We start from the raw sequence: 19,418 nt of genomic DNA on the forward strand, positions 1-19,418 counted from the left end.
CTGGGATGATACGGGGTGTTGAGACCCGTACCCATCCACTGGAAGGAGCACCTTTCAGGTGTCCCACCCTACCTTGTTCTTCTACCCCCGCCCGCGCGTGGACATCGCTGAGGTCCCCGCGGTCTCACACGCCGGCGCGGTGCTGCTGACCGACACGATCCACGCCACCGGCCTCGCCCCTTCGCTGCGTGAAGCACTGGCTCCGTGGACGAAACCGCTGGCCGAGCACCACGCCTCGAAGGTCCTGCTGGACCTCGCACTCACTCTCGCAATCGGCGGCGAGCACGCTTCGGATGCTGATCTGCTGCGATGCGAACCGGACCTGTTCGGAGACGTCGCCTCGACCCCCACGATCTCCCGCATGCTCACCACCCTCGCCCAGGACGCGCCCACCGTGATCGAGGCGATCTCGAAAGCCCGCCGGGCCGCGCGTGAAAGAGCCTGGACCCTCGCCGGAGACCATTCCCCGGCTGCGGGGGTCAGTGCGAAGAACCCGCTGGTCATCGACCTCGATGCCACCCTGATCAACGTCCACAGTGAGAAGGAGCAGGCCGCACCGACGTTCAAACGCGGGTTCGGATACCACCCGTTGTGCGCGTTCCTTGACCACGGCAGCGACGGGACCGGGGAACCGCTGGCGATCCACCTGCGCCCCGGCAACGCCGGCTCGAACACCGCCGCTGATCACATCACCGTCACCCGGCAGGCTCTCGCGCAGCTGCCTGCGGGCCTGCTGGCCCGGGGCGGGCGGGGGTCGAAGAAGATCCTGATCCGCACCGACGGGGCCGGCGGCACCAAGGACTTCCTGGCCTGGCTCCAGCGGCAGCGTCTAGCCTACTCAGTCGGGTTCACTCTCCCTGCGAACACTCCTGACCTGCTGAAACGCCTCGATGAGGCGGAGGCGTGGACTCCGGCCTACGACACCGAGGACGAGGGGATCCGCGAGGGGGCGTGGGTGGCGGAGCTGACCGGGCTGCTGGACCTGTCCGGGTGGCCTGCCGGGATGCGGGTGATCGTGCGGAAGGAACGTCCTCATCCTGGGGCGCAGCTGCGGATCACCGATCACGAGGGGATGCGCATCACCGCGTTCGCGACCAACTCTCCGCGCGGCCAGCTCCCGGTCTTGGAGCTGCGGCACCGTCGCCGGGCGCGCTGCGAGGACCGGATCCGTAACGCCAAGGACATGGGCCTTGAGAAGTTGCCGTTGCAGGGTTTCGCGCAGAATCAGCTCTGGTGCCAGATCGTCCAGCTCGCCAGCGAGCTCGTCGCCTGGATGCAGACCATAGCTCTGACCGGCCATGATGCGCGGAAGTGGGAGCCCAAACGGCTCCGCGCGCGGTTGTTCGAGATCCCCGCGACCCTCGTGCGCCGCGCCCGGCACAAGGTCCTCCACCTCGCCGAACATGCACCCGAAGCCGTGAGGGTCCTGACCGGCGTCAACCGGCTCCGCACCACCGTCGCACAGACCTAACCCGGCGAGACCACCCGCCCCACCGACCAGCATCAACCTCTCGGGAGTGGAACCCGACCGCCCGCAACGGACACTGCGACGATCTGTCACACCCGAATGCCACAATCAGCAGCTCAACACCGGCAACGACGCCGACCCACCCCGCTCACCAGCCCGATGAAAGATCGAGGCTAGCACTCCGCATCAACACCCGACCCACTGGCGGCGGCCGAACGCGACACCCGGAACGACCAAACGCATCGGCCCCTGCCCAGACCCGTGGGCGGCACCGGAAAGCGGCGCGCACCCTCGCGGCGCACACCCGCGCATCGCGCACCCGCGCCCCACGAGAGTCATCGGCGCGCCCACTAGAGTCAGAGTCCGTGTCTGCGCCCGCGCCCGTGCCCTCCCCCGATCCCGAGCGCACGTCCGCCACCGCGTCGTCGGACCGTGCAGCTCGCCGCGAGGTCGATCACGACATCCTGCGCCTGGCCATCCCGAGCCTCGGAGCGCTCATCGCCGAACCGCTGTTCGTGCTGGTCGACTCCGCCTTCGTCGCGCGGGTGTCCACCGAGGCGCTCGCCGGCCTGGGCCTCGCCGCGACCATCCTCACCACCGTCGTCGGCCTCGCGATCTTCCTGGCCTACTCCACCACCGCCGCCGTAGCGCGCGCCGTCGGCGCCGGGCGGATGCGAGAGGCGCTGGCCCGCGGTACCGACGCCTGCTGGCTGGCTCTCGGGCTCGGGACGGCCTGCGCTGTGGTGCTGCTCGTCGCCGGGCCCTGGCTGCTGGGCCTGTTCGGGCCGACGCCCGCCGTCCTGCGGGAAGCCCTCGTCTACCTGCGCATCGGCGCCCTCGGCCTGCCCGCCATGCTCGCGGTCCAGGCCGCGACGGGCCTGGTGCGCGGGCTGCAGGACGCCCGGTTGCCGCTGATCGTGGCGGTGAGCGGCGCCCTGGTGAACATCCCGTTGAACGCAATGCTGATCCTCGGCCTGGGGTGGGGCATCGCGGGGTCCGCCGTCGGCACCGTGATCGTCCAGTGGGGCATGGCGCTGACGCTGCTCGCGGTGGTCGCACGGGGAGCCCGCCGGTACGGGGTGTCGCTGCGGCCCCAGCCCGGCGAGGTGCAGGCGGTCGGCCGCGAGGCGGTGCCGATGTTCGTGCGCACCCTCAGCCTGCGCGCCGTGTTGATCGTCGCGACCCTGGTCGCCACCCGGTTCGGGCCCGCGCAGCTCGCCGCCCACCAGCTCGCCTTCTCCGTGTTCACCCTGCTGTCGCTGGCGCTGGACGCCCTCGCGATCGCGGGTCAGGCTCTCACCGGTCGCCACCTGGGGGCCTCGCGCCCCGACATCGTCCACGCCGTCACCCGCCGCCTGATGCTGTGGGGTATCGGCGGCGGTGTCGTGACCGGGGTGGTGCTGCTGGTCGCCTCGTACATCGCGCCGCAGCTGTTCAGCCCCGACCCCGCCGTACAGGAGAACCTGCGGGCTGCCCTGTGGGTGCTCATGGTAGCCCAGCCCGTCGCCGGGTATGTGTTCGTGCTCGACGGGGTGCTGATGGGGGCCGGGGACGCCCCCTACCTGGCGCGGGCCGGGGTGGTGGTCGCCGTGCTGACGATCCTCCCCGCGCTGGGGGTGGCGGCCTGGACCCCCGCGGGGCCGATGGGCGTGGCCGCACTGTGGCTCGCGATCATGCTGTGGTTCCTGGTGCTGCGGGCCCTGGCCCTCGGGTGGCGGGTGCGCGGCGACGCCTGGATGCGCCTCGGCGCGGAGTGAGCCGGGGCGGGGCGGGACGGGACGGGACGACTGCCCGGGGCGGACTGAGCCGGGGCGGGCGCCGGCGCCTGGCCCGGGCGGTGTCGCCGGGTCGGGGCCGCAGCGGAGGGCCAGACCCGCAGGTACAGCGTGGGGCAGGCACTCGCAGCAGAACCTGCCCTGCGCTGTCAGACCCTCAACGAGGGGATGTCCCACTCCGGCATCGTCAAGACGTCGGGCTGCACCGCCCGTCCTGTCACCTCCACCAGCAGACGAAGATGCGGGTCACCTCCAGCGGCGTTGACGTGGACGACCCGTGCCGCGACCTCACTCCAGGAACCGATGAACGGAGCGAGAGGCGCAGGGACCCATCCGAGGGCCACATCCTGCAGCGATACGACCAGTTGAGCATGCCTGTCGGCCACGTTGTCGGGCTCAGGCCGAAGCTGCAGGCGATCGTTGGCCGCCAGAGCATCGATCGCCGCTTGTTCTTCCTCTGAACGGTGGCGGACTCCATGAACCAGGAACTGTGCAGACACCGTGCCGTCGCCGCGCTGCTCCGGCAGGCGCAACAGTTCGATGGTGTCTCCGTGGCGATGGCCATTCGTCGCCGAGAGGATCTCGAACGCGCCGGCGTCCGGCGGAAGGTCGAGGGCGTGGAGGTATTGCACCCGATCCGGACGCCGTGGGGAGATGATCCGTTCGGCGAAGATCGGGAAGAGATAGCTCCGGATGACGGGCTCCTCGGTCAGCGGAAGCCCAGGGAGCTCATGAGTATGGCCGCCCTCACACGCCGTGCGTGTATAGCGGAAGACCCACCTCCCACCGTCCACAGCGGTGAGCACACCGGCGGGGACGTACCTGCGCGACCCGTCAGCCGGCTGGCGGGTCACAAGGAACGACCGATCGCGGTCCAAGGTCGTCGACTCACGGATGTCGTCGGTTGCCGGGGATAGCGTCATCGCTCGATCAACCTCCTTCTGTTCTCCGCGAGCAACTGTGTGATGAAGATACGTCGATGGTCCGACAATCGAGGGGTCGCACGGACTATCTCCTCGATCACCTCACGATCGACGCCGACAAGATGAACGATCCACGGGCCACCCCAGCGATCGACGGCCCGCAGGGCGTAGTCGACCAGTGTGACGTCCCGACCGTCACCGAAGCGCGTCGCCTTCCCCCGTCTGCTGTGATCCTGGGGATCCCGCTGGACCAGGGAATCTTCCGCCACGCCTGCCCCGAGTGCGCTGCCATGGTCGAAGCTCGGCGCGAGTCGTCGCGCCCCATCCGCGCCCTCGATCATCGCCCAGTTCCCGGAGTGCCGGTCCCCATTGGCGATCCATGCGTCGAAGACCAGGTACCCGGCGAACACCTCCGTATCGGGCCGCCCGGGGCTGCCTTCGGTGGGGCGACGGCGCCGGAGCACCTGTTCAATGTTCTCCAGGGTGTGACCCGTCCGGTCGCGAGGATCCACAGAGTTCGGCACGTAGTCCGTGGAGACCTCCGTCAGCAGGACATCCCCGGAGAACAGCTGGCTGCCCGGCGGTCGCACGTCTCGAGAGATGCACCCCGGGATCCCATCACGAACCGCGAGTTCTACCGTCGCGGTCGGAAGATCGATCAATCGGGAAAGCCGGGAGGCGATCACTTCGCTTTCGGCATCGGCCCAGTGGAAGTCGTCGACCCTGCCCTCTCGGAACGTCTGCTTCCCCCGACGCGCCTGCTTGAACAACCACAGGACCTCTGGAGCACCGGGATCGCGCAGCCAGAGTTTGGGGTGATCACCCGCCGGTTCCTCGGCCGCGATGCTCCACGGCGAGACATCGACGACTTCTATCTCATCCATCGCCCCCACCACATCCCGTGCGCCCCCCCACAATCTCACCGCTCCCCCGCACGCCGCAGCTCGGTGATGTCGGCGACCTGCGCGTCGAGGGCCCGCAGGGCGTCCTCCGACCGCACCGTGATCCCCACGCCGTGCTCACCGCCGCCTAGGGAGATGCGACGCTGCGGATCACCCGCCAGGGATGCATCTGCGATCACGGGCCAGGCGGTGCGGACACCGAACGGGGTGATCGTCCCGCGGGCATACCCGGTGACCTCGTGTGCCACGTCGGCGCTGGGCATCGACAACCGTGACACCCCGAGCAGATGCCGCAGCTTCGGCCAGGAGATCTCACGGTCCCCCGGCACCAGCGTGAACAGGTAGTCGTCCTCGCCGCGCCGCACCACCATGGTCTTCACCAGGTCGGACGGGGCGATGCCGCGGGCGGCGGCCGCCTCCTCCAGCGACCCCACACGCCCGTGCCGGGTCACCTCGATATCCAGGCCCATGGCGCGGGCGGCATCGATCGCCGGAGTGGAGGGGGCGGCGTCAGCAGGAGTCGGCGGGCTCATGGCCCCAGGCTAGAGCGGCCGACTGGGCAGGTGAGGCGGCCGGGGCGGAGACGGCCACGACAGGGCGGGCCGGAGCGGCGACGGCCTCGAGAGAGCCGGCCGGGCCGGGGCCGCAGGGCGGGCCGCCGGCCCGCTCAGCCGCCCCGGGCCCGCCCCGCCTCCGCTCAGCCCGCCGCGACGCCGATCCGCTCGCGGGCGTCCTTCGCTGCCGCCACCAGGTGCTCCAGGCTCGCCTCGGTCTCCGCATACGCCCGGGTCTTCAGCCCGCAGTCCGGGTTCACCCACAGCCGCCGCGCCCCGATCCGGGCCTCACCGCGTTCGATCAGCTCGGTGATCTCCTGCTGCGACGGCACCCGCGGGGAGTGGATGTCCCACACCCCCGGGCCGATGCCGCGGTCGAAACGCTGCGGGTCGATCGCCTCGACCACCTCACCGCGCGACCGAGCCGACTCGATGCTGGTCACATCCGCGTCGAGCCCGTCGATCGCATCGATCACCTCGTTGAACTCGGAGTAGCACAGGTGGGTGTGCACCTGCGTCCCCACGGCCGCTCCACCGGTGGCGAGACGGAACGCGTCCACGCTCCACCGCAGGTAGTCGGGTTGGTCGGCGCGCCGCAGCGGCAGCAGCTCCCGCAGCGCCGGCTCGTCGACCTGCACGATCCGCAGCCCGGCGGCCTCCAGGTCGGCCACCTCATCGCGCAGCGCCAGCGCCACCTGCTGGGCGGTCTGGCCCAGCGGCTGGTCATCACGGACGAAGGACCACGCCAGGATCGTCACCGGCCCGGTGAGCATGCCCTTGACGGGCTTCGCGGTGAGCGACTGCGCGTACTGCGACCACTCCACAGTGATCGGCGCGGGCCGCGACACGTCACCGAACAGGATCGACGGGCGGGTGCAGCGTGATCCGTACGACTGCACCCAGCCGTGCTCGGTGGTGGCGAAACCGTCGAGGTTCTCCGCGAAGTACTGCACCATGTCGTTGCGCTCGGCCTCGCCGTGCACCAGCACATCCAGCCCCAGCCGCTCCTGCAGCGCGATGACCTGCGAGATCTCCTCCCGCATCGCCGCCCGGTAGCCGTCGTCGTCGAGGCGACCGGCGCGATGCTCGGCGCGGGCGGTGCGGATGGTGTCGGTCTGTGGGAAGGAGCCGATGGTGGTGGTCGGCAGCGGCGGCAGCTGCAGGACCTCCTGCTGGGCCTCCTCGCGCGCCGCATAGGGGCCGCGGTCCAGGTCGGCATCGGTCAGCGCGGCCTGACGTTCCCACACGGAGCCGTTGCGCACACCCTCCCAGTCGCGCACGACGGACCGCGGCCCGTCGACGGCACCGGGCGTCACCTCACCGCCGGCCAGGCGCACCACCTCCGCGACCTTCTCGTCGGCGAAGGCGAGGGTCTCGACCAGGCGCGGATCCAGCGCGGTCTCCGCGGTGAGCGAATGCGGCACATGCTGCAGCGACACGGACGTCCCGACCCCGACCGCCTCGGGGTCGCCCCCGGCGCGCTCCACGCGATCGCGCAGCTCCTGCAGGCGGGCGGCGGCGGTGCCCAGGTCGGTGCGCCACACGCTGCGGCCCTCGACCAGCCCCGCGACCAGCTGCACCCCGGCCACCCCGGCGAGCTGCTCGACCGTCGGCAGCTCCCCGCGGGTGAGATCCAGATGCACGGCCTCCACGCCGGTGCCGAGCAGCGCCGGCAGCAGGTCACCGATACCGCCGTACGGGGTGGTCACGAGGATCCGCGGGCGGTCGGCGGAGCGGGCGAGCTGCCGTAGGGACCGCTGGAGGGCCTGCGCGAGAGCGGCGGCGTCCACCCGCTGGTCGGCGACCAGGCCGGGCTCGTCGAGCTGCACCCATGGCGCCCCGGCCTCCGCCAGCTGCGCGAGGACCTGCGCATACGCGGCGACGACGTCGTCGAGTCGGTCCAGCGGGTCGAAGCCCTCGGGAGCGCCGTCGGCGGGCTTCGCCAGCAGCAGCAGGGTGAGCGGGCCGACCAGCACCGGACGGGTGGTGACGCCGTCCTCACGCGCCTCACGGAACAGGTCGACGGCCTGTGTGAGGGCGGGGCCGAACGCGGTGTCGGGGCCGATCTCCGGCACCAGGTAGTGGTAGTTCGTGTCGAACCACTTCGTCATCTCCAGCGGCGGATGCTCGGCGTCGCCGCGGGCGAGGGTGAACAGGTCATCGACATCGAGGGCGCCGGTGACGACGTCGGCGAAGCGGGCGGGGACGGCACCGACGGTCGCCGCGGCGTCGAGCACCTGGTCGTACACCGAGTAGGTCTCGGGGACGGCGGCGTCACCGGTGAGACCGAGCTCGACGAGGCGGGCGCGGGTGGCGCGACGCAGTTCGCGGGTGCGGCTGTCGAACTCCGCGCGGTCGATGCGGCCGGCCCAGTAGGCCTCCTCGGCGCGCTTGAGCTCACGGGCGGCGCCGATGCGCGGGTAGCCGACGATCGTAGCGGCGGGCAGGGCAGCCGGGGTGGTGGAGGTGGGCATCAGGCGGCTCCTTCGAGGGAAGAGGACCAACGGTCCAGGTCGAGGCTGTCGAGCACGTCGAGGGCTTCGGCGTGCCGGTTGAAGGTGAACAGGTGCAGGCCGGGGGCACCCTCGTCGAGCACGGCGCGCACCAGGTCGACGGTGAAGCGGACACCGATGCGGCGACGCTCGGCCTCCGACTCCGCGGAGTCGAGGGCGTGGAGCAGGTCGCGGGGGGCTTCGACCCCGGACAGCTCGGCCAGACGCCGCAGCCGGTGCGGGTCGACGGCGGGGATCACGCCGGGGATGATCGGCATCCGCAGCCCGGCGCGGCGGGCGCGACGCACCAGGTCGGTGTAGACGGCGGGGTCGAAGAACACCTGGGTGATCGCGAAATCGGCACCGGAGCGCTCCTTCGACACGAGCACCTCGATGTCGTGCTGGCGGCTGGGAGACTCCGGGTGACGATGCGGGTACGCCGCCACGCCGATCGCGACCCGGCCCGCGGCCAGGAGGGCGCTGCGCGAGGCCTCGATCTCCCGGATCAGCTCCACCACGTAGCGGCCGAAGGGGAACTCCTCCTCGTCGGGCTGGTAGTCGGGCGGGGCGTCACCGCGCAGTGCCAGGACACCGCGCACCCCGCGGTCGAGCAGCGCGGAGACCACATGGGCGAGTTCCTCACGGGTGGAGCCGAGCCCGGTGAGGTGCACCAGGGGGCGCAGGCGGGTGCACGACAGCACGTGATCGGTGAGTTCCAGGACCCGGTTCAGGTTCTGCTGGCCGATGCGGCTGGTGACGGAGACGTAGTCGGGCTGGGTGGCCTCGAGGTGGGTGATGGTCTCCTGGAGCGCCACGAAGTGGGCGTCGGAACGGGCGGGGAAGAGTTCGTAGCTGAGCGCCGGTCGTCGGCGCAGCGGCGGGGCGACGTCCAGGACGGAGCTGGTGGCGAGGGACATGCCCCGGACGCTAGGGAGGCGCGGGCGCCGCCCGCCACGATCGTGACGCCACGTGACGCAGTGGGTCGCGGGCTGGGCCGGAGTGGGGCACCTCAGCCCCGCGCGGCAGCCCCGGCCCTCCGCTCCCGCCGTTCGCGCCGCAGGTCGTGCACGCTCACGCCCATCGCCGCCAGGGTCAGCGCCACGATGCACGAGATCGCGATGACGAACCCTTCGAGCCACGAGCCGCCGCCCTCGGTGAGGGTGAACAGGATGCCGGGGATGAGCGCGGTGCCGACCGCCGCCCCGAGGCGCTGCCCCAAGGAGAGGATGCCGCCGGCCACTCCCCCGGACCGCGGGTCCACGGCGCCGAGGGTGAGGGTCTGGTTCGGGGAGATGGTCATGCCCTGGCTGACTCCCATCAGCGCCAGCGGGAACGTGAGCACCCAGTACGGCAGGGCGCCGCTCTCGATGGGCGCCGCCAGCAGCGCCACCCCGGTGAGCCCGGCGGCGGCGGTGGCGAACCCGGCGATCACCAGTTTCCGACCGAGTCGCAGCACGTACCGCCCGCCCACCTGGGAGCTGATCGCGGCGAGGATGCTGGAGGGCAGCCCGAGCAGCGCCACCTGGAACGCGGTGTGGTCCAGGTGCATCTGCAGGTACAGCGGCACCACGATCCAGATGCTGGTGGAGCCGAGGAAGAACACGGCGATGATGATCAGGCCGTTGCGGAACCCCTCATTGGCGAACAGGGCCGGGTCCACCATCGGTTCGCGGCCGCGGTCCTTCTCCCGGTGCTCCCACAGCCACCACGCGCCCAGCACCAGCAGCCCTGCGGGCAGGCTGAGCCACACCAGCGGGTTGACGTCGCGCTCCAGGAACGGCGCCATGATCCCCAGGATCGCGACGCCGAGAAGCACGATGCCGACGGGGTCGAGCTGGGGCAGGGACTCGCGACGTGCGTCGCCCGGGATCCACCGCAGCCCCGCCAGCACCGATGCGATCCCCAGCGGGACGTTGAGCAGGAACATGGCACGCCAGCCGAGGTCCTCACCGAACACCTGGATCAGGACACCGCCCAACAGCGGCCCGACGGCGGTGGCGACCGCGACGGTGGTGCCGAAGGAGGCGAAGGCCCGCGCCCGCGCCTGCCCCGTGAAGTGCGCCTGGATCAGCCCCATGGCCTGCGGGTTCAACAGCCCGGAACCGATGCCCTGCAGCAGACGCGCCACGTTCAGCACCTCGACGGTGAGGGCGAGGCCGCTGAGCAGCGACCCGGCGGTGAACACCGCGACACCGGCGAGGAAGATGCGTTTGCGTCCGGTGGCGTCGCCGAGGCGCCCGGAGGGCACCAGCAGCAGACCGAAGGCGAGGGCGTACCCGGAGATGACCCACTGCAGGGCACTGGAGTCGGCCTCGAGGCTGGTGCCGATGGCGGTGAGTGCCACGTTGATGACGCTGATCGCGACGAGGGCCATGAACAGCGGCACCAGCAGCACCGCGAGCATGCGGTGGCGCTGACCGCCGTCGAGCTCACCGCCGGTGGGATCGGAGGGGCGGGAGGGCGCGGAGTCGGTCACCGCGCCAGGCTACGCGGGCGCCCACCCGACGGCCCGATCAGGCCGCCGCGTCACCCCATCCGTCGGGCGTCCTCCCGGTACGGCCCCGGCGGCACCGTGTACCCGGAGTGGCCGGAGATCAGCGTTGTCAGCAGCTGCACGTGACGGGCGGGCGGCCGGCCGTCGGGATGCGCCCCCGGGTAGCGGCCGAACTGCCCGGCGGTGCCGGCGGGCCGCACCCGGTCGGCCTCATCGAGCATCCGCAGGGCGTCCTGCGGCGACGGGTAGCGGGAGGACCACACGTGCCCCGGCGGCAGCGGGGAGACGAACAGGTTGCCGCGGGGCCGGATGATCATCGCCCCGGGTTTGCAGCGGTCGCGCAGCGCCGCCGCACGCCAGGTGATGATCGGGTGGGTGGACTGCAGGTTCACCAGGTGCACGAACAGGCTGGGGTCGGTGGCGGCGCGGTCGGCGAGCTCATGAACGTTGACCTCGCCGTTGAGGTACTTCCCGCCCGACAGCAGCGCCACCGCCCCCACGGCGCCGTCGGGGCACAGGGCGTACCCGTAGTTGTCGGCGGTGTACTCCTGGGATCGCGACAGGGTGGGTCCGAGCAGCGGCACCTGGTACAGCAGGCTGGTGAACAGCAGACGGAAGAACGACACGTGACCGGCGGCGATGTGCCCGACCTCGTGGGCCACCACGAAGCGCAGGGCCTCGGGGTCGCGCACCGCGTCGCCGACCTCGAACAGGTCCGAGTGGACGATCACGAAGCGCCGGAAGCCGTGGCCGGAGGCGAAGGCGTTGATGACACCGCTGCCGCTGAGCACATAGGCGTCGGGCATCTTCCGCAGGCCGAAGGCCTGCGCGGTCTCGGCCACCATGCGGTAGCCCTCGGGGAACTGAGTGGGGCTCATCCGCACCGCGCGGGAGCGCATCTGCGCGTACAGCATGGCGCGACCGAACCAGATCAGCGGCGCCGCCAGGGGGACGATCACGAGCAGCTGGATCGCCAGCGGCAGGCCCAGGATCATCTCCTGGAACCGGACGTCCTGCCGGAACGCACCGACGGACAGCAGCACGATCAGGGTGATCCACAGCGCCCAGCACAGCAGCGTGAACAGCACCGCGACCACCACCATCGGGATCTCCCAGGGGTGACGGATGCGGGGCCGGCCCATGACGCCGTGGGTGGTGGCACCGTTGAACAGGCCGGGACCCTCCGGGCTCGACGCCGACGAGGGACCGCCGGGCGGCGGGCCCTGAGGCGGTGGACCCTGAGGCGGCGGAGCGAAGGAGGGCAGCTGGGTGGTGCTCATGGTGCGGCGGCCTCCGGGTGACTCGAGGGGCGCGGGCACCGGCCGGCGCCCGCGGGGAACGAGCGTCACGCTAACCGGACGGGCCGACACGGGACTCCGACGTTCGTCGACGCCCACGGCGTCGCGGGTCGACGCCGCGCGTCCCGCGCCTCAGCCGAGCAGCCGCCGCAGCAGCGTCCGCTTCAGGGCCCCCACCGGCGGGTACACCATGCGCAGGGTGTCGGGCCGCAGCGGTTTGCGCACCACCGGCTTCTCATGCGTGAACACGCGCAGCGAATGCTCACCGTGGTACGCCCCGTGGCCGGACTCCCCGACCCCGCCGAACGGCATGGTCACCGCGCCCAGATGCGCGACCGTCAGCCCGATCGCCAGCGACCCGGAGGAGGTCTCCTCCACGAACTGCCGCTGCACGTTCTCGTCCTCGCTGAACACGTACGCGGTCAGCGGCTTCTCCCCGGCGCGGATGCGGGCCACGGCCTCGGCGGAGTCCCGCACCGGCAGCAGCGGCAGCAGCGGCCCGAAGATCTCCTCCTGCATCACGGGCGAGTCCCAGTCGACGTCCTGCAGCAGGCTCGGCGGGATGTAGAGGTCGTCGGCATCGGCGCTGTCGGGGCCGCCCAGCACCGCGGTGGTCCCCTCGAACAGGCCCATCAGCCGCTCGTGGTGGCGGGCGTTGACGATGCGTCCGTAGTCGCGGCTGCGGTGCGGATCGGCGCCGTACATCTCGTGCACGGCCCGCCGCAGATGCGGCACCAGGTCCTCGATCACCTCGGCGGGCGCCATCAGGTAGTCGGGTGCCACGCAGGTCTGTCCGGCGTTGGTGAACTTCCCCCACACGATGCGGCGGGCGGCGGTGGCCGGGTCCACCGTCTCGTCGATGTACACCGGGGACTTCCCGCCCAGTTCCAGCACCGTCGGGGTGAGGTGCTCGGCGGCGGCCCGGGCGACGATCCGTCCGACGGTCCCGTTGCCGGTGTAGAAGATGAGGTCGAAACGTTCGGCCAGCAGCGCGGTGGTCTCCGGCACCGCCCCCTCGATCACCTGCACCCAGGCGGGGTCGAGATGCTCGGCCACCAGGCCCTCCAGCACCGCGGAGGTGGCGGGCGCGACCTCCGACGGCTTGAGGATGGCGGTGTTGCCGCCGGCGATGGCGCCGATCAGCGGGCTCAGCGACAGGTTCACCGGGTAGTTCCACGGCGCGATCACCAGCACCAGGCCCAGCGGTTCGCGATGCAGCTGCGCCGTCCCGGGGGTGAGGGCGAGGCCGAGGCCCACGCGGCGCGGCCGCAGCCACGTAGCGAGGTTCCGCCGCACGTGGTCGATCTCGTGCAGCACCGGGCCGATCTCGGTGGTCTCGGCCTCCGCGGCGCTTTTGCCGAGGTCCTCGGCGAGCGCCGCGGTGATCTCCGGTCGCATCCGCTCCACGCCGCGGCGCAGCGCCGCGAGCTGGTCCAGCCGCGCCTCCAGGGGACGGGTGAGCCCCTGGTCGAAGGACGTGCGCAGCTGCTCGACGACGGGCCGGATGCGGGCGGTGAGCGCGGGGTCGATCCCGGGGTCCGTGGAGGCGGCGTCGGCGGGGGTGCCAGAGGTGTTCATGACATCGGAGGGTACTGCCGGGCTCTGGCCACCGTCTGGGGTCGGGCGCCGCGCTACCGTGGTCGCATGATCGCCGCTCCCCCGCCCGAGGACGCTCCGGTGCAGTCCGTGCTGTTCGTGTGCACGGCGAACATCTGCCGCTCGGCGTATGCCGAGATCCTGCTGCAGTGGCTGGTGCCGTCCCTGGACGTGCGCAGCGCCGGTGTGTACGCGCTGCGGGGCACCCCGATGGATGAGCCGATGAAGGGTGAGGTGGAGCGCCGCGGCATCCCCGCGCCCGACAAGCGGGGGCACCAGCTGCGCCCGTCGGACGTGGCGGAGGCCGACCTGATCCTGGTGATGGATGAGAACCATCGGGAGTTCCTCCTGCAGGAATACCCGAGGTCCCTGAAGAAGGTGGGACTGCTGGGCGCGATCGACACCCTGGTGCCGATCGTCGGGACAGGCGATGTGCTGCGCACCTCGCATGTGGCGGCCTGGGCCCGCCAGCCCGCCCGCGCGGAGGACGCCATCGAGGACCCGTACAGGAAGCCGCGGGAGGTTGTGGAGCGGGTCGCTGCGACATTGACGCAGAAGGTGGAGGTGCTCGCGGATCTCATCGCCCCGCTGGAGCACTCCGACCTGGTGGGACCGGACGGGAGGGCACTGTGAACGGACTCGAACTGCTGCTGCCGGCGGCACAGGTGGTGCTGTCGCTGGTGTTCCTGGTCAGTGGCGCCGCGAAGCTCGGTGCCGCCGAGCAGCTGCAGGACGCCATGCGGTCGCTGCGGTTGCCGGCGCGGTCGCTGCATGCTGTGGCGGCGCGGGTGGTGCCGCTGGCGGAGATCGCCGGGGCGCTGCTGATCTGGGTGCCGTGGCGCCCGCTGCAGGTGGCCCTGGCGGTGGCGCAGCTGCTGCTGGCACTCGCGTACCTGGTGATCATCGTGCGGGCCCTCGGGTTCGAGGAGAAGGTCACCTGCTCGTGCTTCGGCTCGCTGGCCTCGCCGACGGTCTCCGGGGCGACGGCCGCACGGAACGTGCTGCTGGTGGTGCTGGCGGGCCTGGCGCTCGGGGGTGCCGTGGCCGGTGCGCTCGCCTCCGCGGTGGTCACCGCTCCGGTGACGCTGCTGGCCCTGGCCGTGGCCCTCGTCATGGCGATGGCCCTGACGGTGCTGGCGATGGGCGGGCTGCGGCCCGACAGCGCCTCGACACCTGCTCCCGCCTCCGCGGCCGCGCGGCAGCCCGCCCCGACCCGCCCCAGCCCGATCCCGGGGATCACCACCGTCGACGCCGAGGACGTGGACCCGTCGGAGATCGGGGAGGACGGGATGCTCGACTACGAGCGTTCGGTCACGCCGTTCGGCATGATGCGCCTGGAGGATGAGTCCTACCTGTCGCTGCGGGAGGCGACCGCCGCCCAGGCGAACCTGCTGCTGTTGATCAACCCGGGCTGCGGCCCCTGCGAGAGGGTGCTCGACGAGGTCCCCGGGTGGGAGCGGGAGCTGGAGGGCATCGTGCAGATCCGTACCCTGTTCTCCCAGGAACCGAGCAAGCTCTCCCCGTCCGTGCGGGAGCGGGCCGGGCGTCTGCCCGCTCAGGACCCGGAGGGGAACATCCGTCGGGCGTTCGCGATCAGCGGGTACCCGGGCGCGGTGCTGCTGGGCGCCGACGGCATGACCGCCGGCGGTCCCGTGGTCGGTGGCGAAGGCGTGCGGCAGTTCGCCGAGGAGATCATCGAGCAGATCCGCGAGGCCCGCGCCGCCGGGGAACTGCCCGAACCCGCCCCGGAGGCGACCCCGGGCAGTGAGCGGTCAGCGGCCGGTCAGGCCTGAGCGCACCAGCCCCGCCGCGAGCAGATCCGCCACCGCGGAGTCGACGAACTCCCGGCTGCGAGGGTGGGCACCGATCTGCGCCACCAGCCGGGCGTCGAGCTGGTCCTCGGTGGCCGGGCCGCTCTCCTGCAGCAGGGACCACAGCGCCGCCCCCAGACCGGTGACGGTGCTGACCTTCCCCCGGGCGAGCACCAACAGGGCGTCCTCGACGAACAGGGCCTGGGTGAAGGGGCAGATGTGCAGCAGCCTCTCCCCCTCGGCGGGACCGGCGGCCAAGGGGGGCAGATCCTCGGCGCTCTGCCCGTCGACGAGCTCGACCTCCTCCACCAGCGGCGCAGGAGCCTGCTCCAGCAGGCGTGAGAGGTGCTCGGATTCGGAGTAGACGACCTCCAGGGCACCGCCGACGGACTGCAGCAGGCGGCACAGGGTGCCCAGCGGGTCCGGCACCCGCCAGGCGGACGAGGACTGCTCGATGATCCGCGGCAGCGCCTGCACCAGGGGAACGCGGCGCACCGTGTCCTCCTCGGGCAGGTCCTCCGGGAGGGGCCGCCCGCCCAGGGCGGCGGATCCGGGTCGGCCCGGGCGGGGTGGGGCGTTCCGGTCGCGCCGGCGGGACAGCAGCACCACCTGGCTGGGGGCACCGATCTCGTCGGCCAGCCGCAGGTCGAGGTCGGCGAGCGCGAGGTCGTGCTTCTCCCAGCCCTCTTCGCGCACCACCCGCGAGACCGGTTTCGCGTACGCCTCGATCTCGAAGGTGTCCGGGTCGAGGATCGCCAGCTCGTCGGAGACGTACCGGCCCTCCCGGGCCAGTCGGCTCGTGGCCGTGGACTTCCCGGCACCGGAGGGGCCGATCAGCAGCACGGTGCCCAGACGCGGGTGGCGCACCACCCCGGAGTGCAGCAGCACGCGGCGGCCCAGCAGAGCGGAGAGGATCTCCCGGGTCACGTCCCCGCTGAGTGTGTACGCGACGGCGCCCGTCGCGGTGCGGTCCTCCTCCCCGCGGGCGGGCACCTCCACGGTGGCGAGGTCGGGTCGCGGATCGTCCTGGGTGATCAGCAGGTGGGCCCACAGGTCCCGCAGCCGGTCGGCGACCCCCGGGCGGGTATCGAACACCTCGACGCGGACGGGACCGCCGGGCACGTCGAGCCGCAGCACGACCGGGGTGGCGTCGGCGCTCATGCCGCGCCTCCCTTCTGCTCCTCGGCGGTCACGACACCCAGCCGCGCCATCAGCGGCAGGAACTCCTCGACGATCTGTTCGGCGTCGTCCGGGGCATCGGGGACGTACGTGCGCAGCCGCCGCGTGAGCTCCGCCGCGTCGAGCGGTTCCCCGGCCTCCGCCAGCACATCCAGCAGCAGCGGGCCGATGCCCTCCAGCCGTCCGATGGGACCGTCGGGCATGGGGGCGATCCAGCGTCCGCCCTGCGGGTCGTCCTCCCAGGCCACGAGGGCCGCGCGGTACCGCATCACGGCACGCTCGCCTGCACCAGACGGCCGGTGCCTCCGGCGCGCAGGGGGCCGTCGACGGCTCCGAGGAAGAGGGCCTCACCGCCGTGCAGGGTGCGGCGCCCGGCGTCGGTCTCGACCAGCAGCTGGCCGTCAAGCGCCAGGAGGATCCGCGGCCCGGAGCCCGGCACCCGGTGGCGGGGCTGGAAGCGGCCGCGGCCGTCCTCCAGGGTGATCATCGACAGCTCGAAATCGTCGGTGGGGGCGTAGTAGGCGGCGGTGGTGGCCGTCAGATGCTCGGGCGCCACCCGCAGCGGCGGCGCCGCCACCACGGAGACGCATTGCAGCATCTCGTCGGCGTCGACCTTCTTCGGGGTCAGGCCCGCCCGCAGCACGTTGTCGGAACTGGCCATGATCTCCACCCCGAGGCCGTCGAGGTAGGCGTGGATGGCTCCGGCCGGCACGTACATCGCCTCTCCGGGCTGCAGCGTCACCGGGTTCAGCAGCAGTGCCGCCACCACCCCGGGGTCACCGGGGAAGTTCTCGTGCAGCGTCGCGACGATGCGGTCGATCCGTGGCGAGGGCGAGGTGCCGGCGGCGAGACGGCTGGCGCAGGCCGCCACGACCTCCTGCACCTGCGCGGCGTCGGGCCGCAGCGCCGGGGTGACGAGCATCCGGAACGCGGCGCGCATCCCGTGGGCGTTGGGGTGGGCGCGCAGCAGCCCCAGCATCCGTTCACTGACGACCGCTCCGAGGCCCTCCAGCAGCAGCGCCGCCTTGCGGGGCGTGCGGAACCCGCACAGCGCCTCGAAGGTGGTCAGGGCCAGCACCATCTCCGGCTTGTGGTTGGCGTCGCGGTAGTTGCGCTCCGGGGCGTCCAGCGGCAGTCCGGCCGCGTTCTCCGCGGCGAAGGATTCCGCGGCGTGCTCCCGGGTCGGATGCACCTGCAGGGACAGTGGCTTCGCCGGGGCGATCACCTTCAGCAGGAACGGCAGTCGGCCGCCGAAGGCATCGGACACGGTCTCGCCCAGCAGGCGTCGGGGGTCCCGGGCGATCGCCACATCGAGGGTGCGGTCCCCCGCCACCCGGGAGGGCGCGGTCGGGTGCGCCCCGTACCAGACCTCGGCCCAGGGACGGCCGTCGGGCTCCTGCCCGAGGAAGGCGGGGAGGGCTGTCTCGGACCCCCACGCGTAGTGCTGCAGGGCACCCGTCAGGTCCCACATCGTCCGGATCCTCCTCCCCCCGGGGCGGTCCCTAGTATGGGCACATGCCCCGAGATGTGCATATTCCGACCGGTGTGAGGCTGCGCCTCACCCACGCGCTGCTGGAACATCTGGCGCAGGAAGCCGGGGTGCGGGTCCTGCACGTCAAGGGAGAGGCGCTGGACCCGGTCCTCGCGCGGGGCCGTGGGACCTCCTCCGACAATGACCTGCTGGTGGACCCGGCCGGGGTGCCCGCGATGATCGAGGTGCTCACCCGGCACGGCTGGACATTGATGACGCAGTTCGCCTTCGGCAGCGTGTTCGCGCACGCCGCCACCTACTACCACCCGAGCTGGGGCACCGTGGACCTGCACCGCTCCTACCCGGGCCTCGATCGCGACCCCGTCGCCACCTTCGAGTGGATGTGGGAGCACCGCGAGCAGCGGGAACTCGGTGGCGTCGCCTGCGCGGTGCCCGACCTGACCGGCCAACGACTGATCCTGCTCACCCATGCGGCGCGGGACGCCCTGGGGCGCCGTCCGCATGACGTGCGCGTGGCCTGGGAAGAGCTCACCCCCGCTGAACGCGCGGAGCTGGATGACATCGCCGACCGGCTGGGTGCGAGGGTCCCGATGGCCTACGCGACGGGCCGACCGGAGCGGGCCGCGGGACGGCCGGGAGAGCACACCTGGCTGGCGTTGATGCGCGAGGAGAATCCGACGCTGATGTGGATCGCCCAGCTGCGGGACGCCCGCGGGCTGCGCGGCCGCGCGTCGGTGTTGGCGGCGGCTATGCATCCGAATCCCGATCGGCTAGCGATTAGCCTCGGCCGGAAACCGACGCCGCAGGAGCTGCGCCGGGAGTCGGTGGTGCGGTGGGGCCGGGCTGCGCGGCGTCTGAGCTCGGTGGCACGGGCGAGGTGGGCGCAGCAGATACCGGGCCGCGGGAGCTCCCGCCGATCCTGAAGTCGTGGGGGCGCGCGCCGCCAGCACGTTCGTGGGCCGCGAGGGCGCGGACCACCCGGGCACGGGCATCACGCTGGCGGGCCCAGCGGTACAGCGCCAGGCCGACGACGGTGCCGAGCACCGCCCCGAGAGTGTTCGTGACGACGTCCCCGATATCCGGGGTGCGGGTGCCGATGCCCGACTGGTAGATCTCCACGGTGCTGCTGAGGGCGAGCCCCAGCGTCGGCCACCACCATCGCGGCAGCAGAGCGGCGAGTGCCGCGAACGGTGGGATGAACAGCAGCACGTTGGCGAAGGCGGCGAACATCTCGGGGGTGAGGCCGGTGATCGGCAGCACCGTCACCACGCGCACCCAGATGGCGACGTTCAGCCGGTTCACCGCCCAGCCGTCGCTGGCGAGAAGCAAGACCGCAGCGGCCACGGGGTAGGTGAGCAACAGGGCGACGGCGGCCAGGCGCAGGGCCCGCAGACGCGGTCCGGAGCTGAAGGCGCGGGACTGCTGGTCGGGCAT

General features: G+C 72.0%; 16 protein-coding genes and 1 pseudogene. 5 read left to right on the forward strand and 12 right to left on the reverse strand.

Annotated features, from left to right (window positions below; all coding sequences use genetic code 11):
- Positions 1-58: 58 nt before the first annotated feature.
- Both JSY14_RS06110 and JSY14_RS06115 read left to right on the forward strand, forming a co-directional pair.
- Positions 59-1,471, forward strand: coding sequence for an IS1380 family transposase (locus JSY14_RS06110; protein WP_432803605.1), 1,413 nt, complete (start codon positions 59-61; stop codon positions 1,469-1,471).
- Positions 1,472-1,833: 362 nt separating this feature from the next.
- Positions 1,834-3,225 (forward strand): MATE family efflux transporter, encoded by a 1,392-nt coding sequence (locus tag JSY14_RS06115; RefSeq protein ID WP_259557906.1) that lies wholly within the window; start codon positions 1,834-1,836, stop codon positions 3,223-3,225.
- A 167-nt stretch (positions 3,226-3,392) separates the two neighbouring features.
- On the opposite strand, the gene JSY14_RS06120 is transcribed toward JSY14_RS06115, so the two are convergent.
- The 8 genes from JSY14_RS06120 to JSY14_RS06155 all read right to left on the reverse strand — a co-directional run bounded on the left by JSY14_RS06120 (position 3,393) and on the right by JSY14_RS06155 (position 13,484).
- Complete coding sequence (locus tag JSY14_RS06120) at positions 3,393-4,049, reverse strand: hypothetical protein (protein ID WP_259557907.1); 657 nt, start codon at positions 4,047-4,049, stop codon at positions 3,393-3,395.
- A 113-nt stretch (positions 4,050-4,162) separates the two neighbouring features.
- Positions 4,163-5,050 carry a HipA domain-containing protein gene (locus JSY14_RS06125; protein WP_259557908.1) on the reverse strand — a complete coding sequence of 296 codons (888 nt, stop codon included), beginning with the start codon at positions 5,048-5,050 and terminating at the stop codon, positions 4,163-4,165.
- A gap of 35 nt (positions 5,051-5,085) precedes the next feature.
- Positions 5,086-5,601 carry an aminoacyl-tRNA deacylase gene (locus JSY14_RS06130; RefSeq protein ID WP_259557909.1) on the reverse strand — a complete coding sequence of 172 codons (516 nt, stop codon included), beginning with the start codon at positions 5,599-5,601 and terminating at the stop codon, positions 5,086-5,088.
- 164 nt (positions 5,602-5,765) lie between these two features.
- Entirely contained in the window at positions 5,766-8,096 is a 2,331-nt protein-coding gene (gene metE, locus JSY14_RS06135) for a 5-methyltetrahydropteroyltriglutamate--homocysteine S-methyltransferase (RefSeq protein ID WP_259557910.1), read from the reverse strand.
- The gene (locus JSY14_RS06140) at positions 8,096-9,031 is read right to left on the reverse strand and encodes a methylenetetrahydrofolate reductase (protein WP_259557911.1); all 936 of its coding nucleotides are present in this window, start codon (positions 9,029-9,031) and stop codon (positions 8,096-8,098) included. The genes metE and JSY14_RS06140 overlap by 1 nt, the downstream gene beginning before the upstream one ends.
- A gap of 92 nt (positions 9,032-9,123) precedes the next feature.
- Positions 9,124-10,590: an MFS transporter gene (locus JSY14_RS06145; protein WP_349773592.1), complete on the reverse strand. Its 1,467-nt coding sequence runs from the start codon at positions 10,588-10,590 to the stop codon at positions 9,124-9,126.
- A 50-nt stretch (positions 10,591-10,640) separates the two neighbouring features.
- Positions 10,641-11,888 carry a M48 family metallopeptidase gene (locus JSY14_RS06150; RefSeq protein WP_259557912.1) on the reverse strand — a complete coding sequence of 416 codons (1,248 nt, stop codon included), beginning with the start codon at positions 11,886-11,888 and terminating at the stop codon, positions 10,641-10,643.
- Positions 11,889-12,038: 150 nt separating this feature from the next.
- A complete protein-coding gene (locus JSY14_RS06155) occupies positions 12,039-13,484 on the reverse strand; it encodes an aldehyde dehydrogenase family protein (protein ID WP_259557913.1) in 1,446 nt (481 codons plus the stop codon).
- Positions 13,485-13,550: 66 nt separating this feature from the next.
- On the opposite strand from JSY14_RS06155, the gene JSY14_RS06160 reads away from it, so the two are divergent.
- Both JSY14_RS06160 and JSY14_RS06165 read left to right on the forward strand, forming a co-directional pair.
- Positions 13,551-14,135: an arsenate reductase/protein-tyrosine-phosphatase family protein gene (locus JSY14_RS06160; protein ID WP_259557914.1), complete on the forward strand. Its 585-nt coding sequence runs from the start codon at positions 13,551-13,553 to the stop codon at positions 14,133-14,135.
- Complete coding sequence (locus JSY14_RS06165; protein ID WP_259557915.1) at positions 14,132-15,295, forward strand: DoxX family protein; 1,164 nt, start codon at positions 14,132-14,134, stop codon at positions 15,293-15,295. The genes JSY14_RS06160 and JSY14_RS06165 overlap by 4 nt, the downstream gene beginning before the upstream one ends.
- On the opposite strand, the gene JSY14_RS06170 is transcribed toward JSY14_RS06165, so the two are convergent.
- From JSY14_RS06170 to manA, 3 genes are read right to left on the reverse strand one after another with little or no spacing between them, the layout of a single operon-like run.
- Positions 15,275-16,474, reverse strand: a complete 1,200-nt coding sequence (locus tag JSY14_RS06170; RefSeq protein WP_259557916.1) for a nucleoside/nucleotide kinase family protein — start codon at positions 16,472-16,474, stop codon at positions 15,275-15,277. The two genes, JSY14_RS06165 and JSY14_RS06170, sit on opposite strands and share 21 nt — an antisense overlap.
- The gene (locus JSY14_RS06175; protein ID WP_259557917.1) at positions 16,471-16,761 is read right to left on the reverse strand and encodes a hypothetical protein; all 291 of its coding nucleotides are present in this window, start codon (positions 16,759-16,761) and stop codon (positions 16,471-16,473) included. The genes JSY14_RS06170 and JSY14_RS06175 overlap by 4 nt, the downstream gene beginning before the upstream one ends.
- Positions 16,761-17,963, reverse strand: coding sequence for a mannose-6-phosphate isomerase, class I (gene manA, locus JSY14_RS06180; protein WP_259557918.1), 1,203 nt, complete (start codon positions 17,961-17,963; stop codon positions 16,761-16,763). Before manA ends, JSY14_RS06175 begins: the two co-directional genes overlap by 1 nt.
- A gap of 44 nt (positions 17,964-18,007) precedes the next feature.
- On the opposite strand from manA, the gene JSY14_RS06185 reads away from it, so the two are divergent.
- The gene (locus JSY14_RS06185) at positions 18,008-18,907 is read left to right on the forward strand and encodes a nucleotidyltransferase family protein (RefSeq protein ID WP_259557919.1); all 900 of its coding nucleotides are present in this window, start codon (positions 18,008-18,010) and stop codon (positions 18,905-18,907) included.
- A 115-nt stretch (positions 18,908-19,022) separates the two neighbouring features.
- Here the strand turns inward: JSY14_RS06185 and JSY14_RS12465 are convergent.
- Positions 19,023-19,418 (reverse strand): annotated as a pseudogene (locus tag JSY14_RS12465) (VanZ family protein); the annotation flags it as partial.

Origin of the sequence: Brachybacterium sillae (assembly GCF_025028335.1) — a bacterium.
GTDB classification, from domain to species: Bacteria; Actinomycetota; Actinomycetes; order Actinomycetales; family Dermabacteraceae; genus Brachybacterium; species Brachybacterium sillae.